This is a genomic window from Flavobacterium ustbae (assembly GCF_003946915.1).
Lineage (GTDB): Bacteria > Bacteroidota > Bacteroidia > Flavobacteriales > Flavobacteriaceae > Flavobacterium > Flavobacterium ustbae.
In genome coordinates this window covers 1-15,829 of sequence record NZ_RPOC01000017.1, presented here as the reverse complement: position 1 = coordinate 15,829, position 15,829 = coordinate 1, and the positions used below count along the sequence as shown (strand labels likewise).

Here is a 15,829-nt window from a genome sequence, read left to right as displayed (position 1 = left end):
TTTTCCCATTTATTTTTTTTGGATTTATCGAACTCATATAATAACAAAATCTTTAACGAATTTTTTTATCATGAAACAAATCAAATTAAAATGCGGATTTATAAATACCTTTCAGGTATTAGCGTTACTGTTTTTTTCTGGAGTTTCTATTACAGCACAAAGTAAAAAACCAAATATTTTGGTACTTTGGGGTGATGATATCGGAATTACCAATATTAGTGCCTATAGTGACGGACTTATGGGATATACTACCCCAAATATTGATCGTTTGGCCAATGAAGGAATGCGATTTTTGCACTATTATGGAGAACAAAGCTGTACTGCAGGACGTGCAGCATTTTTAACTGGTCAGCACGGTATTCGTACAGGACTTACAAAAGTAGGTTTTCCTGGAGCACCAATGGGAATGAGTCAGTTAGATCCTTCAATTGGAGGTATTATGAAAAGTCTTGGTTATACAACAGGACAATTTGGAAAAAATCACGTGGGTGACCGAAATGAAACATTGCCTACGGTCAATGGTTTCGACGAATTTTTTGGAAATCTGTATCACTTAAATGCAGAAGAAGAACCAGAATTGCCAGATTATCCTAAGGATCCCGAATATTTGAAAAAATTTGGACCAAGAGGGGTGCTAAAATGTACGGCAACAAATGTTGATGATGCGACTACAGATCCTCGTTTTGGAAGAGTTGGAAAACAGAAAATTGAAGATACCGGAGCGCTAACAAAAAAAAGAATGGAAACGGTTGATGACGAAACTTCAGCTGCAGCCATTGATTTTATTAAAAGACAAAATGCTGCTGGCAAACCATTTTTCTGCTGGTTTAATGCTACTCGTATGCACCTTCGTACGCACGTTAGAAAAGAACACAGAGGAAGATATACTCACGGTGACAGTGAATATATTGATGGTATGATCGAGCATGACGAAACTATCGGAAGCATCTTAAAAGCTCTTGACGATTTAGGAATTGCCGACAATACAATCGTGGTGTATTCTACGGATAATGGACCTCACATGAATACGTGGCCAGATGGAGCAATGACATCATTTCGTTCAGAAAAAAACACAAACTGGGAAGGAGCTTTCCGTGTTCCTTGTATTGTAAAATGGCCTGGCCATATTAAGCCAGGAACTGTTACAAATGAGCTAATGAGCCACAACGATTGGATTCCAACTTTTGCTTCTCTAGCGGGTGAGCCAGATATTGTAAACAAACTTTTAAAAGGATACAGCGCAAATGGTAAAAACTATAAAGTGCACTTAGATGGTTTTGACCAGACTAAATTATTGGAAGGAGGAAAAAGTGTTAGAGACAAATTCTTCTATTCGGATGATGATGGTTTATTGGTAGGTATGCGCGTTGGTGATTATAAATATGTTTTTGCAGAACAACGTTTAGCAGGAACTATGGGAGTTTGGGCAGAGCCTTTTACAGAACTTCGTCTCCAGAAAATATTCAATTTATACCAAGATCCTTATGAAAGAGCCGATTTTACTTCAAATACCTATTGGGACTGGTTACTTAATCATGTAGGTTCTGTTTATGGAGCAATGAATGATGTATTTGTTTTTGCCGAGTCATTCAAAGAATATCCGCCTCGTTCGTTCCCGCCAAGTTTTAACCCAACAACAATATTGCAACAGACTTTAAGGGGTATAAAAGCGCAGGAATATGTAGAAAAAAACATTTTGCCTAAAATGAAAGAAGAAGAGGCAGCTTCAAAAAAGAAAAAATAAATAATAAAAGAGATTCAGATTGAAGAGTTGGATCTCTTTATTAAATTATAATACATGAAAAAAAATATATACATTTTACCTTTAATAGTTTTGTTTTTCTTTTCCTGTAAAAAATCGGATACCTTAACCGCACCAACTACAGAGAGTAAAAAAACAGAAACTACAACAAGCGGAGATCCTTTGCCAAGTTGGAACGACGGAGCTTTAAAAAGCGATATAATTGCGTATGTAGAAAAAGTAACCAAAGAAGGAAGTCCAGACTTTATTCCTGAGCAGGATAGAATTGCAACCTTTGATAACGACGGAACTTTATGGGCTGAAAAGCCTTATGTACAAGAGTTATTTGCATTTTACCGTGTAAAAAAAATGGTGGAAGCAAATCCAGAATTAGCAAAAAAACAGCCTTTTAAAGCTGTTGTAGAAAAAGACAAGACTTTTTTTGAAAAAGGAGGAGATAAGGCACTTATAGAGCTTGTTGCGGCAACGCATACTGGAATGACCGAATCGGATTTTGAAGCTTCGGCTAAAGAGTTTTTTGCAGGAGCTAAATATCCTGGTAAAAATGTGCCCATGAAGCAGATTAGATATCAGCCTCAATTAGAATTGCTGAATTATCTGAGAGCAAACGGTTTTAAAACTTTTATTGTAACAGGAGGAACTGTAGAATTGGTACGTTCTATTTCTGAAGATTTTTACGGAATTCCAAAATATCAAGTTGTAGGAACTTCTTTTAAATACAAATTTGATGATGCTACAAATAATATTGTAAGAGAACCAGCCATAGATCTTTTGGATGATAAAGATGGCAAACCGGTTGGAATACAATTGCATATTGGTCAAAGACCTGTATTTGCCTGCGGAAATGAAGGAGGAGCGGGAGACCTTGCCATGCTACGATATTCTCAGGGAAGCAAATATCCTTCATTTCAAATGATTGTAAACCACAATGATTCTATTAGAGAATATAGTTATCAGGAAAAGGATAACCTGTCATTAAATACTGCTGCTAAATACAAATATCATGTAATCAGCATGAAAGACGATTGGAAAACGATATTTCCAGACAAATAATTCTGAATTAGAAAATCAAAAAGAAGCAACTTTTAGAAGTTGAAAGTTGTTTCTTTTTTGATTAAAAAGATGATTAATAAATCTTAAATATACGATTATGAAAATTATGAGATCACAAAACGCCGTACAGTTATTTCTAAGTGTAACTTTTTTACTTTCAAGCTTAATCGTATCTGCACAAGAAGAACCAAAAGCTGCAACAAGCGCACAAGAACTTGCCGATAAAATGGCAAATCCTGTGGCAAGCTTAATTAGTGTTCCGTTGCAAAATAACCTTACTTACGGGATTGGTCCTTATAATGGAGTAAAATATCAGATTAATATACAGCCAGTTGTTCCGTTTAAATTGAGCGATAATCTAAATTTAATTACTCGTTACATTCTCCCAGTTGTAGATCAGCAAGATGTTACGGGAGAAAATACACATGAGTTTGGCTTAAGCGACGCAACAGTAACCGCTTTTTTTGCTCCTAAAACAAAGGGAATTATTTTTGGGGTTGGTCCGGCTTTTTTAGTGCCAACTGCTACAGAAAAATTTTTGGGAACAGAAAAATTTGGAATTGGTCCTAGTGTTTTAGTGATGCATCAGGGCAAAGGGCTTTCTATAGGTTTTCTGGCCAATCAAATTTGGTCTGTAGCTGGAAATGCTGATAGAGCAGATTTTAATCAGTTTTACACGCAGCTATTTCTAACACATAGTTATAAAAGTGGAGCAAGTATTGGTATTACTTCAGAGATTACACAAAACTGGCAAGGCAATTCAACACTTATTACAGTTAGTCCAAATGTTGGAGCAATTACAAAATTAGGAAATCAGACTATGCAATTTGCTTTTATGCCTTTAATACCAGTTGTAGGACATTCAAACATAAGACCAGATTGGGGACTTAGAGCGGTAGTAGCCTTTATATTTCCGGGTTCTTAAATGAATCATTTTTCACTCTATTTTTAATCAAATCTATTAGATATATGAAAAAAGCTGTAGCGTTGTTATCACTTCTGGCACTAATAATTTCATGCAATTCAAATCAAAAAGATACGACAATTGCTTCTACCGAAGTTTCTACGGTGGATACCGTAAAATCTGTCGTTCCTGGCCCAGTTCCCGATGTTGTAATGACAAAGGAATACGTTTATGAGCTAGGAAAGCAAATGTATTTTTGGGGCTGGCCCTTGGTAAATATGCACAATCGCGTATTGGTAATGCGTAAAGTGCCGACACAAGGACTTAATGGCGGAGCTGTTCCCGTAGCACCAGTAAATAATTTGTGCATGACATCAGATTATATAACACCATTTGAAAGATACGTAGCCTGCCCTAATCAGGATGTGGTATATGGTTTTGGAATTATGATGCTCAACGAAAGTCCTGTTGTAGTGCAGGTTCCGGATTTTGGAGACCGTTTTTGGGTGGTGCAATTAGGAAATCAGCGTACAGACGGAATTGCAAAATTGGGCGCCATGTATGGCAGTAAAAAAGGTTTTTATTTAATAGTAGGACCTGGTTGGAAAGGAAAAGTACCTGATGGCATTACAGAAGTTTTTCATAGCGATACCAATCTTGCCTTTGTAATTCCGAGAGCATTTTTAAACAATACTCCAGAAGACAGAAAAGCGATTCAGCCTGTTATTAATCAATTAATGGCGTATCCTTTAGCTGAATACGATGGAAAAGTAAAAACAAAAGAATGGGCAAAAATACCTTCATTTCCAGATCCGAATAAAAGTGAAGGCGGAAAAGAAGTTGCTTTTGTAATTCCAGAGAAATTTTTTCAAGAATTTCCAGCTGTTTTAAAAGAAGTTCCCCCACTACGAGGAGAAGAAGGCCTTTATGCTTTGTTTAACTCAGTAATGGATGCGGTTAAAAAAGACAGCACTTTAATGCCTGTTTTAACAAAAGCAGCCGTAGATGCAGAGCGCGATTTAATAGAGCCTCTACGTCAATTTAAAAATGTTGGCGTACCAGTAGGAAACTATTGGAACACTACTAAAAATGGAGCCAATTTTGGCACAGACTATCTCAGCAGAACAAGTGCCGCGAGAGCAAATATATTTGTAAACCAGCCACAGGAAACCATTTATTACAATCAGGATTTAGATAGTAGAGGTGTTGAATTAAATGGAAAATCAAATTACACCATCACTTTTACGAAAGATTTAATTCCAAAAGTAAAAGGTTTCTGGTCACTGACAGTTTACGATCATAATCATTTCTTTTTTATAAATGATGCCAAAATTTATTCGTTAGGAACCAAAAACAAAGATTTGAAATATAATACAGATGGCTCGCTAACCTTGTATTTTCAAAACACTAAACCAGCTGCAGATAAAGTCAGTAATTGGCTTCCCGTTCCAAAAGACAAGTTTGGACTTTTATTAAGGTCCTACTGGCCAGAAGAAAGCATGATAAAAGGCTATACACCGCCATCATTAGTAAAAGGATAAATGCTAATTAAAACGTATGCCTGAAAAATCTAAAGATATAGACGAAAACAGATTTGATCCCTTGGCATCAAAAGCAGAACGCTTTGAAAGAGGCGCTTCAATGAGAAAAAAAGTGCCATTGGAGAAGCATCAGGAATGGAATTCTTTTAAAAACAGAAAAGATCCTGTAGATATTCTCATTCAGACCAGTGTAGGCAGAGTAGAAAGCCTATTGCCTATTCGGTATAGCAGAATGATGGAATCGCCCTTTTCGTTTTATAGAGGTGCCGCGGCCATTATGGCAGCAGATTTAGCTCATACGCCTGTATCAGGAATAAGCCTTCAGCTTTGCGGTGATTGTCATTTAATGAATTTTGGTGGATTTGCAACTCCTGAACGTAAATTGGTTTTTGATATTAATGATTTTGACGAAACATTTCCTGGACCGTGGGAATGGGATGTAAAAAGATTGGCAACCAGTTTTGTTATTGCAGGACAATGGAGAAAATTCTCCAATAAAAACTGCAGACAATTTGCTTGGCATGTTGCAGATAGTTACAAAAGGCATATGCTAGATTATAGTAAATTATCGGCTCTGCAGATTTGGTATGCCGATATTGATTTGGCAGAACTGATTGAGTTAGGTCAAGATAAAGAGCTCAAAGAATTTCATCAGAAAAGAATAAAAAAAGCATCAGAATATACCGCTCATGAAAAGGAGTTTGCAAAGATGACTTATTTTGACGGAGACAGAGCGCGCATAAAAGATGATCCGCCTTTGATATTTCATCCTAAAGGAGATCTGGAAAAACAAATTGCTAAAGAAGGTGAAATTATTCATAAAAGATATATCGAATCTCTTTCTGAAGACAAACAGGTTTTGTTAAGCAGATATGCGATTCACGATATAGCGATAAAAGTGGTTGGCGTAGGAAGTGTCGGAACCCTTTGCGGCATTAGCTTGCTAATGTCTGCTACTGGAGAACCTATTTTTTTACAATTTAAAGAAGCTAGAAAAAGCGTATTAGAAGAAAATGTAAAAAGTAAAGGCAAGTACACACATCAAGGAGAACGCATTGTTATGGGGCAAAAGCTTATGCAATCGGCATCGGATATGTTTCTAGGCTGGACAAACGACAGCAAAGATAAGTTCTTTTATATCCGACAGCTTAGAGATGCCAAAATAAAACCGATTCTTGAAATTATGAAACCCAAAAATATGGCAGATTATGCCAAAGCCTGCGGATGGGCGCTTGCAAGAGCTCATGCGCGTTCGGGTGATCCGTCTGTAATTTCAGGTTATTTGGGAGACTCAGACAAATTTGCAGATGCAATTTCTGAGTTTTCTATTCTGTACGCCAATCAAAACAATGACGATTACAATAAAATGTTAGAAGCAATAAAACAAGGAAAATTACCTATAGCTGCAGAAATCTAATCCTCATAACTGAAAGTAGTATGTAGCTGTACAAGGTAAAATTCATTAAAAAAAAACAAAATTTTGAATGCAATTAATGAGTAAAATTAAGAAGTAAGATTTTATTTATTTAATAATGTTAATTAAATAAAATGATTTATCTTTGAGAGTAATATAAGTGATTGTTTAGTAGTGCTTTGCATTCTGTTGGCAATTATTAATATTTGTTACCATTCCTCCGTTCAAGATTTTTACGATTTTAATAAATTCGAGTTATACTGATTTAATTATTAATTTAATAAATACCAACATGAATATTAAAAGAACAAATCTTCGTATAATCCCAATTTTATTTTTGGGTTTGTTTTACAGCTGTTCTCCAACAGTAAAAGTTACAAATGATTACGATCATGCTGCTAATTTCAGCGAATACAAAACATTTGCTGTTTATGATTTGAAAGCGCAGGAAGGTCAAGTTAATCAGCTAAATGTTGATCGTGTTGCCAATGCAATCAAAAATGAAATGCTTGCAAAAGGATTTACAGAATCCAGTAATCCAGATCTAAAAGTCAATGCCGTTTCTATCTTAAAAAATAAAACTTCTGTTAGTGCCAATACCGATTTTTATGGATATGGTGGAATGTACCGTCCATACGGATATTGGGGAGGCGGTGCAATGATGGGCGGTGCCAATACAACATTTAATTCTTACGATTATGTTGATGGTTCGCTAGTGATCGATATTGTATCGACCAAAACAGGTAAACTGGTTTGGCAAGGAATCGGAAATGCTGAAATTGACAGCAAGCCAGATAATCCAGAACAATTTATTAATGACGCAATCAAAAAAATACTAGCTGGTTTCCCTCCCGGAGCAGTTAAAAAATAATGAAACAGAAATAGAGTTTTTGTACTTGCCAAACAACGGCAAGTACAATCTTCTATTCTTTTAGCCCCTTTTCGCATTCTATTTTTAAGATAATAACACCACACTAATAACTTAAAAAATGATCGATATACTACTCTCCCTTTTCTTTTTTGTGGCCATAATAGTGGGTCTCGCAACTTCAATTATGGTTTTGTTTTCCAGAAAAAACTACTCCAAAAGCTTCTTTTTGGGTATGTTTTTACTAAGTCTGGCAGTAGTAAGTATCTACAATTTTTATTTGTCGGCCAATTTATTTAAAAATTTCCCAGATCTATTTACTATTACAAAAGCGTTTATATTTTTAACCGCTCCATGCTCTTTCTTGTATGTTAGAAACATTTTATCATTAAATAAAAGTTTCAGAAAATACGATTGGCTTCATTTTATGCCTTTTGTCATTTATTTCTTTTTAACGCTGATTGTCTATGTTGGAAGTTACACCGATATAAAAGCTGTCGATTATATTGCAGGTTTAATCAAAAATCCGTTTTCTGTTTTAACGCTGAGTATTTGGCTTTTCTATGTCTTTTTTCAAACCATGTTGATTTTAAACTATGATCTGAAAAAATTTAAAGGAAACCAATTTCATCATAATAAAGTAATTAACTGGATTAGAGTATATAATCTCATGATTTTATTTTTGTTTTCGGCACTTTTTGTCCATCATTTTTTACTTCAAAAAGTAGATGCCTCAGATCTTTCTTGTTATGTGCTAATTTCTTCTGTATTGTTTTTTACTGTTGGCTGGCTTTATTTTAAACCGCAGATTTTTCATGATGAAGAAGAGACATTCGATTTTGTTGTAGACAACACGATAGCGCTAAAAACAAAGGAAACAAAAACTACTATTCCGATAGTAAACGAACTGCCTCCGGAAAAAAGAGAAGAATACCTTTCAAAATTAGATTATGTTCTCAATACTAAAAACCTATTCTTAAAAAAGGATTTCGTAATTCGGGATTTGTCTGATGAAACAGAAATATCTGTGCACCACCTCTCTAATTTGATTAATTCTGAGTTTGGACTTCATTTTCAGGACTACGTTAATCTCAAAAGGATTGAATATTTTAAAGATAAAATAAACGATCCAGAGTGGAAAGATTTATCATTAGAAGGTATGGCGTGGGGATCTGGTTTTAAATCGCGAACAACTTGTTTTAGAGCCTTTATTAAACACACCGGAAAATCACCTTCAGAATATTTTAAAACGATCAGAATCAATCCTGATCGCTCAGAAGCTTATTATTTTAAATAAGTTATTTCCTGCATTAATTGATGGCTATCGAAGAGTCCATAGTTCATTTAAAACTTTTTAGCATGAAAGCAAAAATTAATAATTCCAAAAAAATAGTGCAATCCGCTTTAATTATGATTTTACTATTGATCTCTTTTTATAGCAATGCACAATTAAAGGGAGCTCACATTCTAGGTTCAATGGGGCTTCAGTCTGGTACGCAGGCTCCAGAAAATACCTTGAGCGTTTATATTCCTGGATATATTTACAGCGCATCATCTTTACGAAATAGTGATGGTGATAAAGTTGGAGATCCAAATCTTACCATGTTCCTTACCGGTGTTGGAGCCAATTTTGTTAGTGATTTCAAAATTCTTGGTGCTAATTACGGAGCTTCGCTCCTATTAGCGGGAGCTTCCAATACTATTCAAGGAAGTTATATCGACTCAAAAAGCGATTTTGCTTTTACAGATATGTACATACAGCCTATTCAGTTAGGCTGGCATCATAAAAGAGCCGATTTTGTATTCAGTTACCAAATGTATCTTCCAACAGGAAAATATGATGTTGGAGGAAGTGACAATAGTGGCTTAGGAATGTTTGTAAATGAATTCTCCGGAGGAACAACATTATTTTTTAATGACAAAAAAACATTTCATTTCTCGGCATTGGCTTCTTATGAAATCAATGGAAAGAAAAAAGATACTGACATAAAAACTGGAGATATTCTAAGTATTGAAGGAGGTTTAGGAAAAACTTTTTATTGCCTGAATGCCGAAAAAACAGCTCCAAAAGGTATATTAAATGCAGGTTTAATTTATTATCTGCAATACAAAGTGTCTGATGATAAAATTCCTGTAGGGAACATTTTTGTAATTGAACCAGATAAAGATCATGTTAATGCAATTGGTGCAGAGGTTAACTATCTCCACATTGGCAGTATGACGAATGTTGGTTTTAGATGGCTTGGAGAAGTAACCGCTGAAAATAGATTTCAGGGAAATACTTTTTTTATCACACTAGCGCATGTTTTTAGGCTGAATAAAAAATAATTTCTACATAAGATTCTTAAGGATTTAGTTTGTTGAGATGAGGTCAATTTTTAAATATAAAACGATAAAAGCCTATATGAAAAACAAAAAGCCGACACAAAAAACCATCCTATTTCTGCTATGGATAGTCTTATCGTTTAATGTTTTAAGCGCGCAGAAACATCGAGTAGTTTTTAAGGATTCTTTAGACGGAGCTTTCGATTTGAGTGATTTCTTAATTTACGCCAACGGATTTATTGTAGTGCCAACCATTATAACAGAACCTGCCGTTGGAGGATTTGGAGGCGCAGTCGCGCCAATTTTTCTTAAAAAACGCGCTCCCGTTATCGAAAAAGATGGAACCAAACGTTTTATAAATCCAGATATAACAGGAGGAGTTGGTATGTATACGGCAAATAAAAGCTGGATGGCAGGCGCTTTTCGCTCGGCGACGCTCGCAGAATCCAAAATCTTGTATCGCGGTTTTGCGGCTTATGGCGATATGAATTTATCATTTTATGCCAATAATCTGCCCAACCAAAAAGATCAGGAATTTAAGCTTAATTTTAAATCGACTATTTTTTACACGCAGTGGCTTAAACAGTTTAGAAATGCAAAATGGAGCGCTGGGCCACAATACTTATTTTTAAACTCCAAAATAAACCTTCCCGATTTAAATCTTCCTCCCCCATTTGTAGATCCAAAAGATATTAAAAGTACCATAAGCCAGCTTGGTGGTGCACTACAGTTTGACGGACGCGACAATATATTTACACCAGATAAAGGAATAAGACTTCAATCCGATTTTTTCTGGTCAGACAATATGCTAGGAAGCGATTACGATGCCTGGCGTATCAATTTATCGGCAATTGGATATTATCCTTTGGCAAAAACATTAATTGGCGGACTAAGGATAGAAGGAGAGCAGGCGTTGGGAAGTCCGCCTTTTTATTTAAAACCAGGAATCAATTTACGAGGAATTCCGGCTGCCAGATATATGGGCAACACCAGTATTGTGACCGAAGCCGAATTAAGATGGGATGTTTACAAACGATGGAGCCTTATGGGATTTGGCGGTCTGGCGAGCGCTTTTGACGATTGGGACAAAGCTTTTGCAAAACCTGTCGTATATAGCTACGGAACAGGTTTTAGATATCTAGTTGCCAGAAAATTTAAACTCCGTATGGGAGTAGACGTTGCCCACGGGCCAGAAGAATGGGCGTATTATATCGTTTTTGGAAGCAATTGGCTTAGATAAAAATTCCCGACAAATTATTGCCGGGAACTTGATATGGAGAATCGGTTCTTATTTTTTCCAATAAGGTTTTATGATTTTATTATGTTTTTCATTTAAAATTAAAATAATAACTGTCGCAATCAAACAAATAACAGTTGCCTGAATACTGCCTTCTGGACCAAATGCACCACCTGTAATAAATTCTGGACCTTGTATTCTAGCTTCTAATAAACTGCTCGTTTTTTCGTTTCCTGATGTAATGGCTCCAAAAATTCCTGATTGGGTAAAATTCCATGCAAAATGCAATGCAATCGGACACCATAAATTACGGGTATAAATAAAGATGGCACCAAAAAGAAATCCGGCAGTGGTAATGCAAAGACTAGAAAGAACAGTACTATTCGCATTAGCAAGGTGTAAAATTCCGAATATAAGAGATGAAATAGTAAGAGCGAGATAACTTCCTAGTTTTTCTTCCATTACTCTAAATATGATGCCGCGAACTAATATTTCTTCAATAATTGCCACAGTAAACATAATCGCAAAAGGAATCAAAATAAAAGTAATGGGATTAATAGCCACAACGCTATAACTTCCGTTAAGGTAAATAATTAAAATCGTTAGCGATTGTAAAACCAAACCAAGCATCGCACCAAGAAGAACATTTTTTAAAAGTTCTTTTGTGGCAAATTCTGTAATGTTTCGTTTTTCAAATTTTTTAAAGAAAGTAATATAGCTTAAAACGCATGCAGTAGAAACAAAAAGCCCTTTTAGCAGATTTCTGAAATTTTTATCCAAAGGAGTTAATGCTAGCAATTTGGATGCAATTTGCTGTCCGATGACAACAACAGCCATAAAAACAAGCAGAGCTAAAAGAACCTTAATTATGGATGAATGTGATATTTTTTGTTTTAGGGTAAGAGTTTTCATTTGAATTTGGTTTTAGAATTAATTTGAAGCAAATGTAGATTGCTCCGAAACCAAAAAATAGAATGAAATTTGCTTCGTTTATAATTTTTGAAATTGTTTTGGCAAAAATCCCGTCTGGCTTTTAAAAGTTCTAATAAAATGACTTTGATCCGAAAATCCGCATTGGAGTGCTATTTCAGTCAGATTTTCATTGCTGGATTGTATTAGCGAAAGCGAACGGTCAATTTTAATTCGGCGCATATACTCGCCCAAAGTGCATCCAAAATATTTAGGGAAATGTTTAGAAATCGTAATCGGATTTAAATGTAAAACCTGTGCCAAATCATTCAAGTTTGGATTTTCATTCCAACAGTCATTCAATAATTCATTCAAGCTTTTAACCCAAAACGGACTTTTGTCAAAACGTTCCAAATGATCTGTAGAATTGGAAAGCTGTGCAAATAACATTCGAATAGTATCGCTTGAAAAAGAATCTGAAGATTGCGTTTCTTTAAAAATCTTTAGAATTAAAAATTTGGTAAAAGCAGTGTTCTGAACCGATTTTTCTAAAACAGCTTCGGTAATTTCGAGTTCTTTGAGCAGGTTTTCTTCAATTTCGATATTAATATTTCGGGAGGGTAAAAGGGTATTCTGGTTCAAATGCAGCTCATCGCTATGATAAAATAGTAAAGAACCCGCGCCAACCGTTTCATTAAAGTTTTTGCGTTTTTCGGTGGTGCCTCCGTTAAGAAAAAGAGTAATGTGCGCATTGTTATGCGAATGCCAACCTTCGTAAACCTTGTTCTGATATTCGGTTTCTACGACTGCAAGACCTTCTGTATTGAAGATGTTTTTGGTATTGCCCAAGTATTTTTCTTTTTCCAGTTCGTACATTTTCAAATTCTAGCGTGGCGTTTACAGACAACCAAAATACTATATATTTAAAAAACTACAGATTATAATTAGAGATTGATTGGCAATGCGCTTCACTTTTGCAGATTTTGTAATCTTATACACCTTAAAAGAAAGATTGTGAAAAAATTAACCGCTCAAACGCAATAAATTACAAAAAATTTAATTGTTTTGTAACAAATTAGAAACAATGGAGACTAATTTTGTTAAATCTTAAACATAAATTATGAATACATTTTCATTCAAATCAGTGTTTGCTGCTTCAGTATTTTTGGCTGGAACTGCAGGCTGTTTTGCGCAAGACGTATTAGTAAATTCACTAAAACTAAACGCAAGCGACAAAAGTAAAGAGAACTTCAAGTTTACAGAAGTAATTAACTTAGGAACAACATCGGTAAAAAACCAAGGTTCATCTGGAACTTGCTGGAGTTATGCTTCTAACTCGTTTTTAGAGTCAGAAATGATTCGTTTAGGAAAACAGCCGGTAGAATTATCTCAAATTTATTCTGCAAGAAATGTGTATGTTGACAAAGGAGAAAACTACGTTCGTATGCACGGTGCTATTACACTTGGAGACGGAGGAGCTTTGCATGATGTAATCAACATGTACAAAAAATACGGAACTGTACCAAGAGAAGTTTACACGGGATTAAACTACGGAACAGACAAAAATAAATTTGCTGAAATGGGCGCTTTAATCGAAGGATTTTTGACGGCTGTTGTGAAGAATCCGAACGGAGAATTGACACCAACTTGGAAAAAAGCTTACGCAGCAATGATCGATTCTTATTTAGGAAAAGCTCCAGAAAACTTTGCATTCAAAGGGAAAAACTACACACCGCAATCTTTCGCAAAAGAAGTGGTTGGAATTAACCCAGATGAGTACGTAGAAATGTCTTCTTACAACAATGTGCCTTACTACCAAAAAACAACTATGATGGTACCAGACAACTGGTCACTAGATCAGGTTTACAACGTAAAAATTAATGACATGACAGATGTTATCGACAATGCGTTGAAAAAAGGATACACTGTAGCGTGGGCAACAGACGTGAGCGAGAAAACCTTTAGCTGGAAAAACGGTGTAGCATATGTAGCTACTAAAAAATTCGAAGATATGACTGCAGAAGAAAAAGCAGACTTATTTAACGGGCCAAAAGCTGAACCAGAAATTACTCCAGAAATGCGTCAGGCTGCGTTTGACAACTACACTACAACAGACGACCACGGAATGCACATTATTGGTCTTGCAAAAGATCAAACTGGAAAAGAATATTACATCGTAAAAAACTCTTGGGGAGAAACAAACGACTATAAAGGTTTCTTGTTTGTAACTAAGAATTTCGTAAAATATAAAACTACTGCTCTTCTAGTAAACAAAGGAGGAATTCCTGCTGAAATTGCTAAGAAATTAGGGGTTTAATTTTATTAGACTTTTGAAATAGGAAAGCGCCGTGATCTTTTGAAGATTGCGGCGCTTTTTGATTCCATCGAATTTGATGGAATTAAAAATATGGCAGGTTCTAATAGTTTTTCCCTAATTCTGAAACGATGGATTGAATATACTAATTCTAATACAACACAACATAGAACAAAATGAGCGATTATTAAAACTGAATGAAATAGCTTATAAGTCAAATGAAATCCCTAATAAATACCACTCTATTTCGCAAAATATAAAACTACTGCTCTTTCAGTAAACAGAGGAGGAATTCCTTCTGAAATTGCTAAGAAATTAGGGATTTAATTTTATTAGACTTTTTTGAAATAGGAAGCGCCGTGATCTTTTGAAGATTGTGGCGCTTTTTTTAGTTAAATCCATAAAAAGACGTACTTCATCGTCTTTATAAGCAAGTTACGGTTAGAATAAAGCTAACTAGAAGAAAATGAGTAACTTTAGTGTGAGTTTTTTATTGGAGCATTAATTTTATTCAAAAAATTATGAAAAAGTATGAAGCAATTATCGTTACACTTGCGTTCGTATTTTCTCTCGGCTGTTTTGCCCAGAGCACAAATGATGCATCTGCTTTTCCAGCAATAGGAAAAACAACACTATTGACGGATAATCTTGCTAATAATAGTGATTATGTAATAAAATCGTATTATGTAGAAGAGAGAATAAATAAGCTTTTTGGAGGTAGAATTATTACCTACCAAGTTACTAAATTGGATATGGTCGATACTTACGATCTCGGGCCCAATAATACGAGAACAGTAATTCCGAATTACGTAAAAAGAAAACCTAAAGCAACTTCAAATACAATAGAAAAAAAAGCAACTGTAACCAGTTTATCAGCTTCGGTAGAACCCGTTAAACTCGAAATTAAAACTCCTGCCCCTCCTCTTTCGGCTTCAAAATACATTACGGTCAATGTGGTAGATACCTACGAAAAAGTAATCGAAAAAGGGTATAAATCTGTCGATATGCTAAAAAAAGTTGCAGACCGCTTTTATTTTGAAGGAAATCTTACCGCAGCGGTTGGCTATTATGAGAAATTGTTTGACGAATCCAAAGAGCTGGATGTTATTTACTATTACAGATACGCACAGTCTTTAAAAGCAATAAACGAAAATGAAAAAGCTGATACTTTAATGAAAAGGTTCAAAAGTGAAACTTTGAGTATGAAATAGTTTTTTTTACCGCAAAGCCACGCTAAGATTTTTATGCAAAGGGCGCTAGCTAAGTTTACTTTTAAACGATATCTAAATATTAAGTTCGCAGAGCTATATGCATATAGCTCTGCGAACTTTTTTATTCTATAAAAATTACTCAAAAAACTTAGCGCTCTCTGCGTAAAAATCTTAGCGTGGCTCCTATGTTTGCATAGTTATAAAATCAATCTTTCAAATACCTATATTTGGATATAATAAAGTGAAAAGGATGAGAGTCGATTCGCGGCTAAATGACTCATGAAGTACATT

General features: G+C 35.2%; 13 protein-coding genes. 11 read left to right on the top strand and 2 right to left on the bottom strand.

The features are described 5' to 3' along the window. Positions 1–70: 70 nt before the first annotated feature. The 9 genes from EG814_RS17205 (at position 71) to EG814_RS17165 (ending at position 11,107) form a co-directional block, all read left to right on the top strand. On the top strand, positions 71–1,744 hold the full coding sequence (locus EG814_RS17205) for an arylsulfatase (RefSeq protein ID WP_125723135.1): 1,674 nt from the start codon (positions 71–73) through the stop codon (positions 1,742–1,744). 54 nt (positions 1,745–1,798) lie between these two features. Beyond that, positions 1,799–2,815: an HAD family hydrolase gene (locus EG814_RS17200; protein WP_125723134.1), complete on the top strand. Its 1,017-nt coding sequence runs from the start codon at positions 1,799–1,801 to the stop codon at positions 2,813–2,815. Positions 2,816–2,912: 97 nt separating this feature from the next. Beyond that, entirely contained in the window at positions 2,913–3,740 is an 828-nt protein-coding gene (locus EG814_RS17195) for a hypothetical protein (protein WP_235831005.1), read from the top strand. A 44-nt stretch (positions 3,741–3,784) separates the two neighbouring features. Further along, complete coding sequence (locus EG814_RS17190; protein WP_125723133.1) at positions 3,785–5,260, top strand: DUF1254 domain-containing protein; 1,476 nt, start codon at positions 3,785–3,787, stop codon at positions 5,258–5,260. A gap of 16 nt (positions 5,261–5,276) precedes the next feature. After that, a complete protein-coding gene (locus tag EG814_RS17185) occupies positions 5,277–6,677 on the top strand; it encodes a DUF2252 domain-containing protein (protein WP_125723132.1) in 1,401 nt (466 codons plus the stop codon). Positions 6,678–6,966: 289 nt separating this feature from the next. Next, positions 6,967–7,545 (top strand): DUF4136 domain-containing protein, encoded by a 579-nt coding sequence (locus EG814_RS17180; protein WP_125723131.1) that lies wholly within the window; start codon positions 6,967–6,969, stop codon positions 7,543–7,545. A 118-nt stretch (positions 7,546–7,663) separates the two neighbouring features. Next, a complete protein-coding gene (locus tag EG814_RS17175) occupies positions 7,664–8,839 on the top strand; it encodes a helix-turn-helix domain-containing protein (RefSeq protein ID WP_125723130.1) in 1,176 nt (391 codons plus the stop codon). A gap of 62 nt (positions 8,840–8,901) precedes the next feature. Then, a complete protein-coding gene (locus EG814_RS17170) occupies positions 8,902–9,870 on the top strand; it encodes a SphA family protein (RefSeq protein WP_164515341.1) in 969 nt (322 codons plus the stop codon). 76 nt (positions 9,871–9,946) lie between these two features. After that, positions 9,947–11,107, top strand: coding sequence for a BamA/TamA family outer membrane protein (locus tag EG814_RS17165; protein WP_125723128.1), 1,161 nt, complete (start codon positions 9,947–9,949; stop codon positions 11,105–11,107). A 48-nt stretch (positions 11,108–11,155) separates the two neighbouring features. Here EG814_RS17165 and EG814_RS17160 read toward each other — a convergent pair whose 3' ends face one another. Beyond that, positions 11,156–12,016: a CPBP family intramembrane glutamic endopeptidase gene (locus EG814_RS17160; RefSeq protein WP_125723127.1), complete on the bottom strand. Its 861-nt coding sequence runs from the start codon at positions 12,014–12,016 to the stop codon at positions 11,156–11,158. 78 nt (positions 12,017–12,094) lie between these two features. Then, a complete protein-coding gene (locus EG814_RS17155; protein WP_125723126.1) occupies positions 12,095–12,889 on the bottom strand; it encodes an AraC family transcriptional regulator in 795 nt (264 codons plus the stop codon). A 244-nt stretch (positions 12,890–13,133) separates the two neighbouring features. On the opposite strand from EG814_RS17155, the gene EG814_RS17150 reads away from it, so the two are divergent. Continuing rightward, complete coding sequence (locus EG814_RS17150) at positions 13,134–14,330, top strand: C1 family peptidase (RefSeq protein WP_125723125.1); 1,197 nt, start codon at positions 13,134–13,136, stop codon at positions 14,328–14,330. A 518-nt stretch (positions 14,331–14,848) separates the two neighbouring features. After that, positions 14,849–15,538, top strand: a complete 690-nt coding sequence (locus EG814_RS17140) for a tetratricopeptide repeat protein (protein WP_125723124.1) — start codon at positions 14,849–14,851, stop codon at positions 15,536–15,538. Positions 15,539–15,829 lie beyond the last annotated feature (291 nt).

Coding starts and splice junctions, on each gene's coding strand:
- EG814_RS17205 (WP_125723135.1), top strand. CDS start 71: ATGAAACAAATCAAATTAAAATGCGGATTTATAAATACCTTTCAGGTA.
- EG814_RS17160 (WP_125723127.1), bottom strand. CDS start 12,016: ATGAAAACTCTTACCCTAAAACAAAAAATATCACATTCATCCATAATT.
- EG814_RS17140 (WP_125723124.1), top strand. CDS start 14,849: ATGAAAAAGTATGAAGCAATTATCGTTACACTTGCGTTCGTATTTTCT.
- EG814_RS17165 (WP_125723128.1), top strand. CDS start 9,947: ATGAAAAACAAAAAGCCGACACAAAAAACCATCCTATTTCTGCTATGG.
- EG814_RS17155 (WP_125723126.1), bottom strand. CDS start 12,889: ATGTACGAACTGGAAAAAGAAAAATACTTGGGCAATACCAAAAACATC.
- EG814_RS17150 (WP_125723125.1), top strand. CDS start 13,134: ATGAATACATTTTCATTCAAATCAGTGTTTGCTGCTTCAGTATTTTTG.
- EG814_RS17175 (WP_125723130.1), top strand. CDS start 7,664: ATGATCGATATACTACTCTCCCTTTTCTTTTTTGTGGCCATAATAGTG.
- EG814_RS17180 (WP_125723131.1), top strand. CDS start 6,967: ATGAATATTAAAAGAACAAATCTTCGTATAATCCCAATTTTATTTTTG.
- EG814_RS17200 (WP_125723134.1), top strand. CDS start 1,799: ATGAAAAAAAATATATACATTTTACCTTTAATAGTTTTGTTTTTCTTT.
- EG814_RS17170 (WP_164515341.1), top strand. CDS start 8,902: ATGAAAGCAAAAATTAATAATTCCAAAAAAATAGTGCAATCCGCTTTA.
- EG814_RS17190 (WP_125723133.1), top strand. CDS start 3,785: ATGAAAAAAGCTGTAGCGTTGTTATCACTTCTGGCACTAATAATTTCA.
- EG814_RS17185 (WP_125723132.1), top strand. CDS start 5,277: ATGCCTGAAAAATCTAAAGATATAGACGAAAACAGATTTGATCCCTTG.
- EG814_RS17195 (WP_235831005.1), top strand. CDS start 2,913: ATGAAAATTATGAGATCACAAAACGCCGTACAGTTATTTCTAAGTGTA.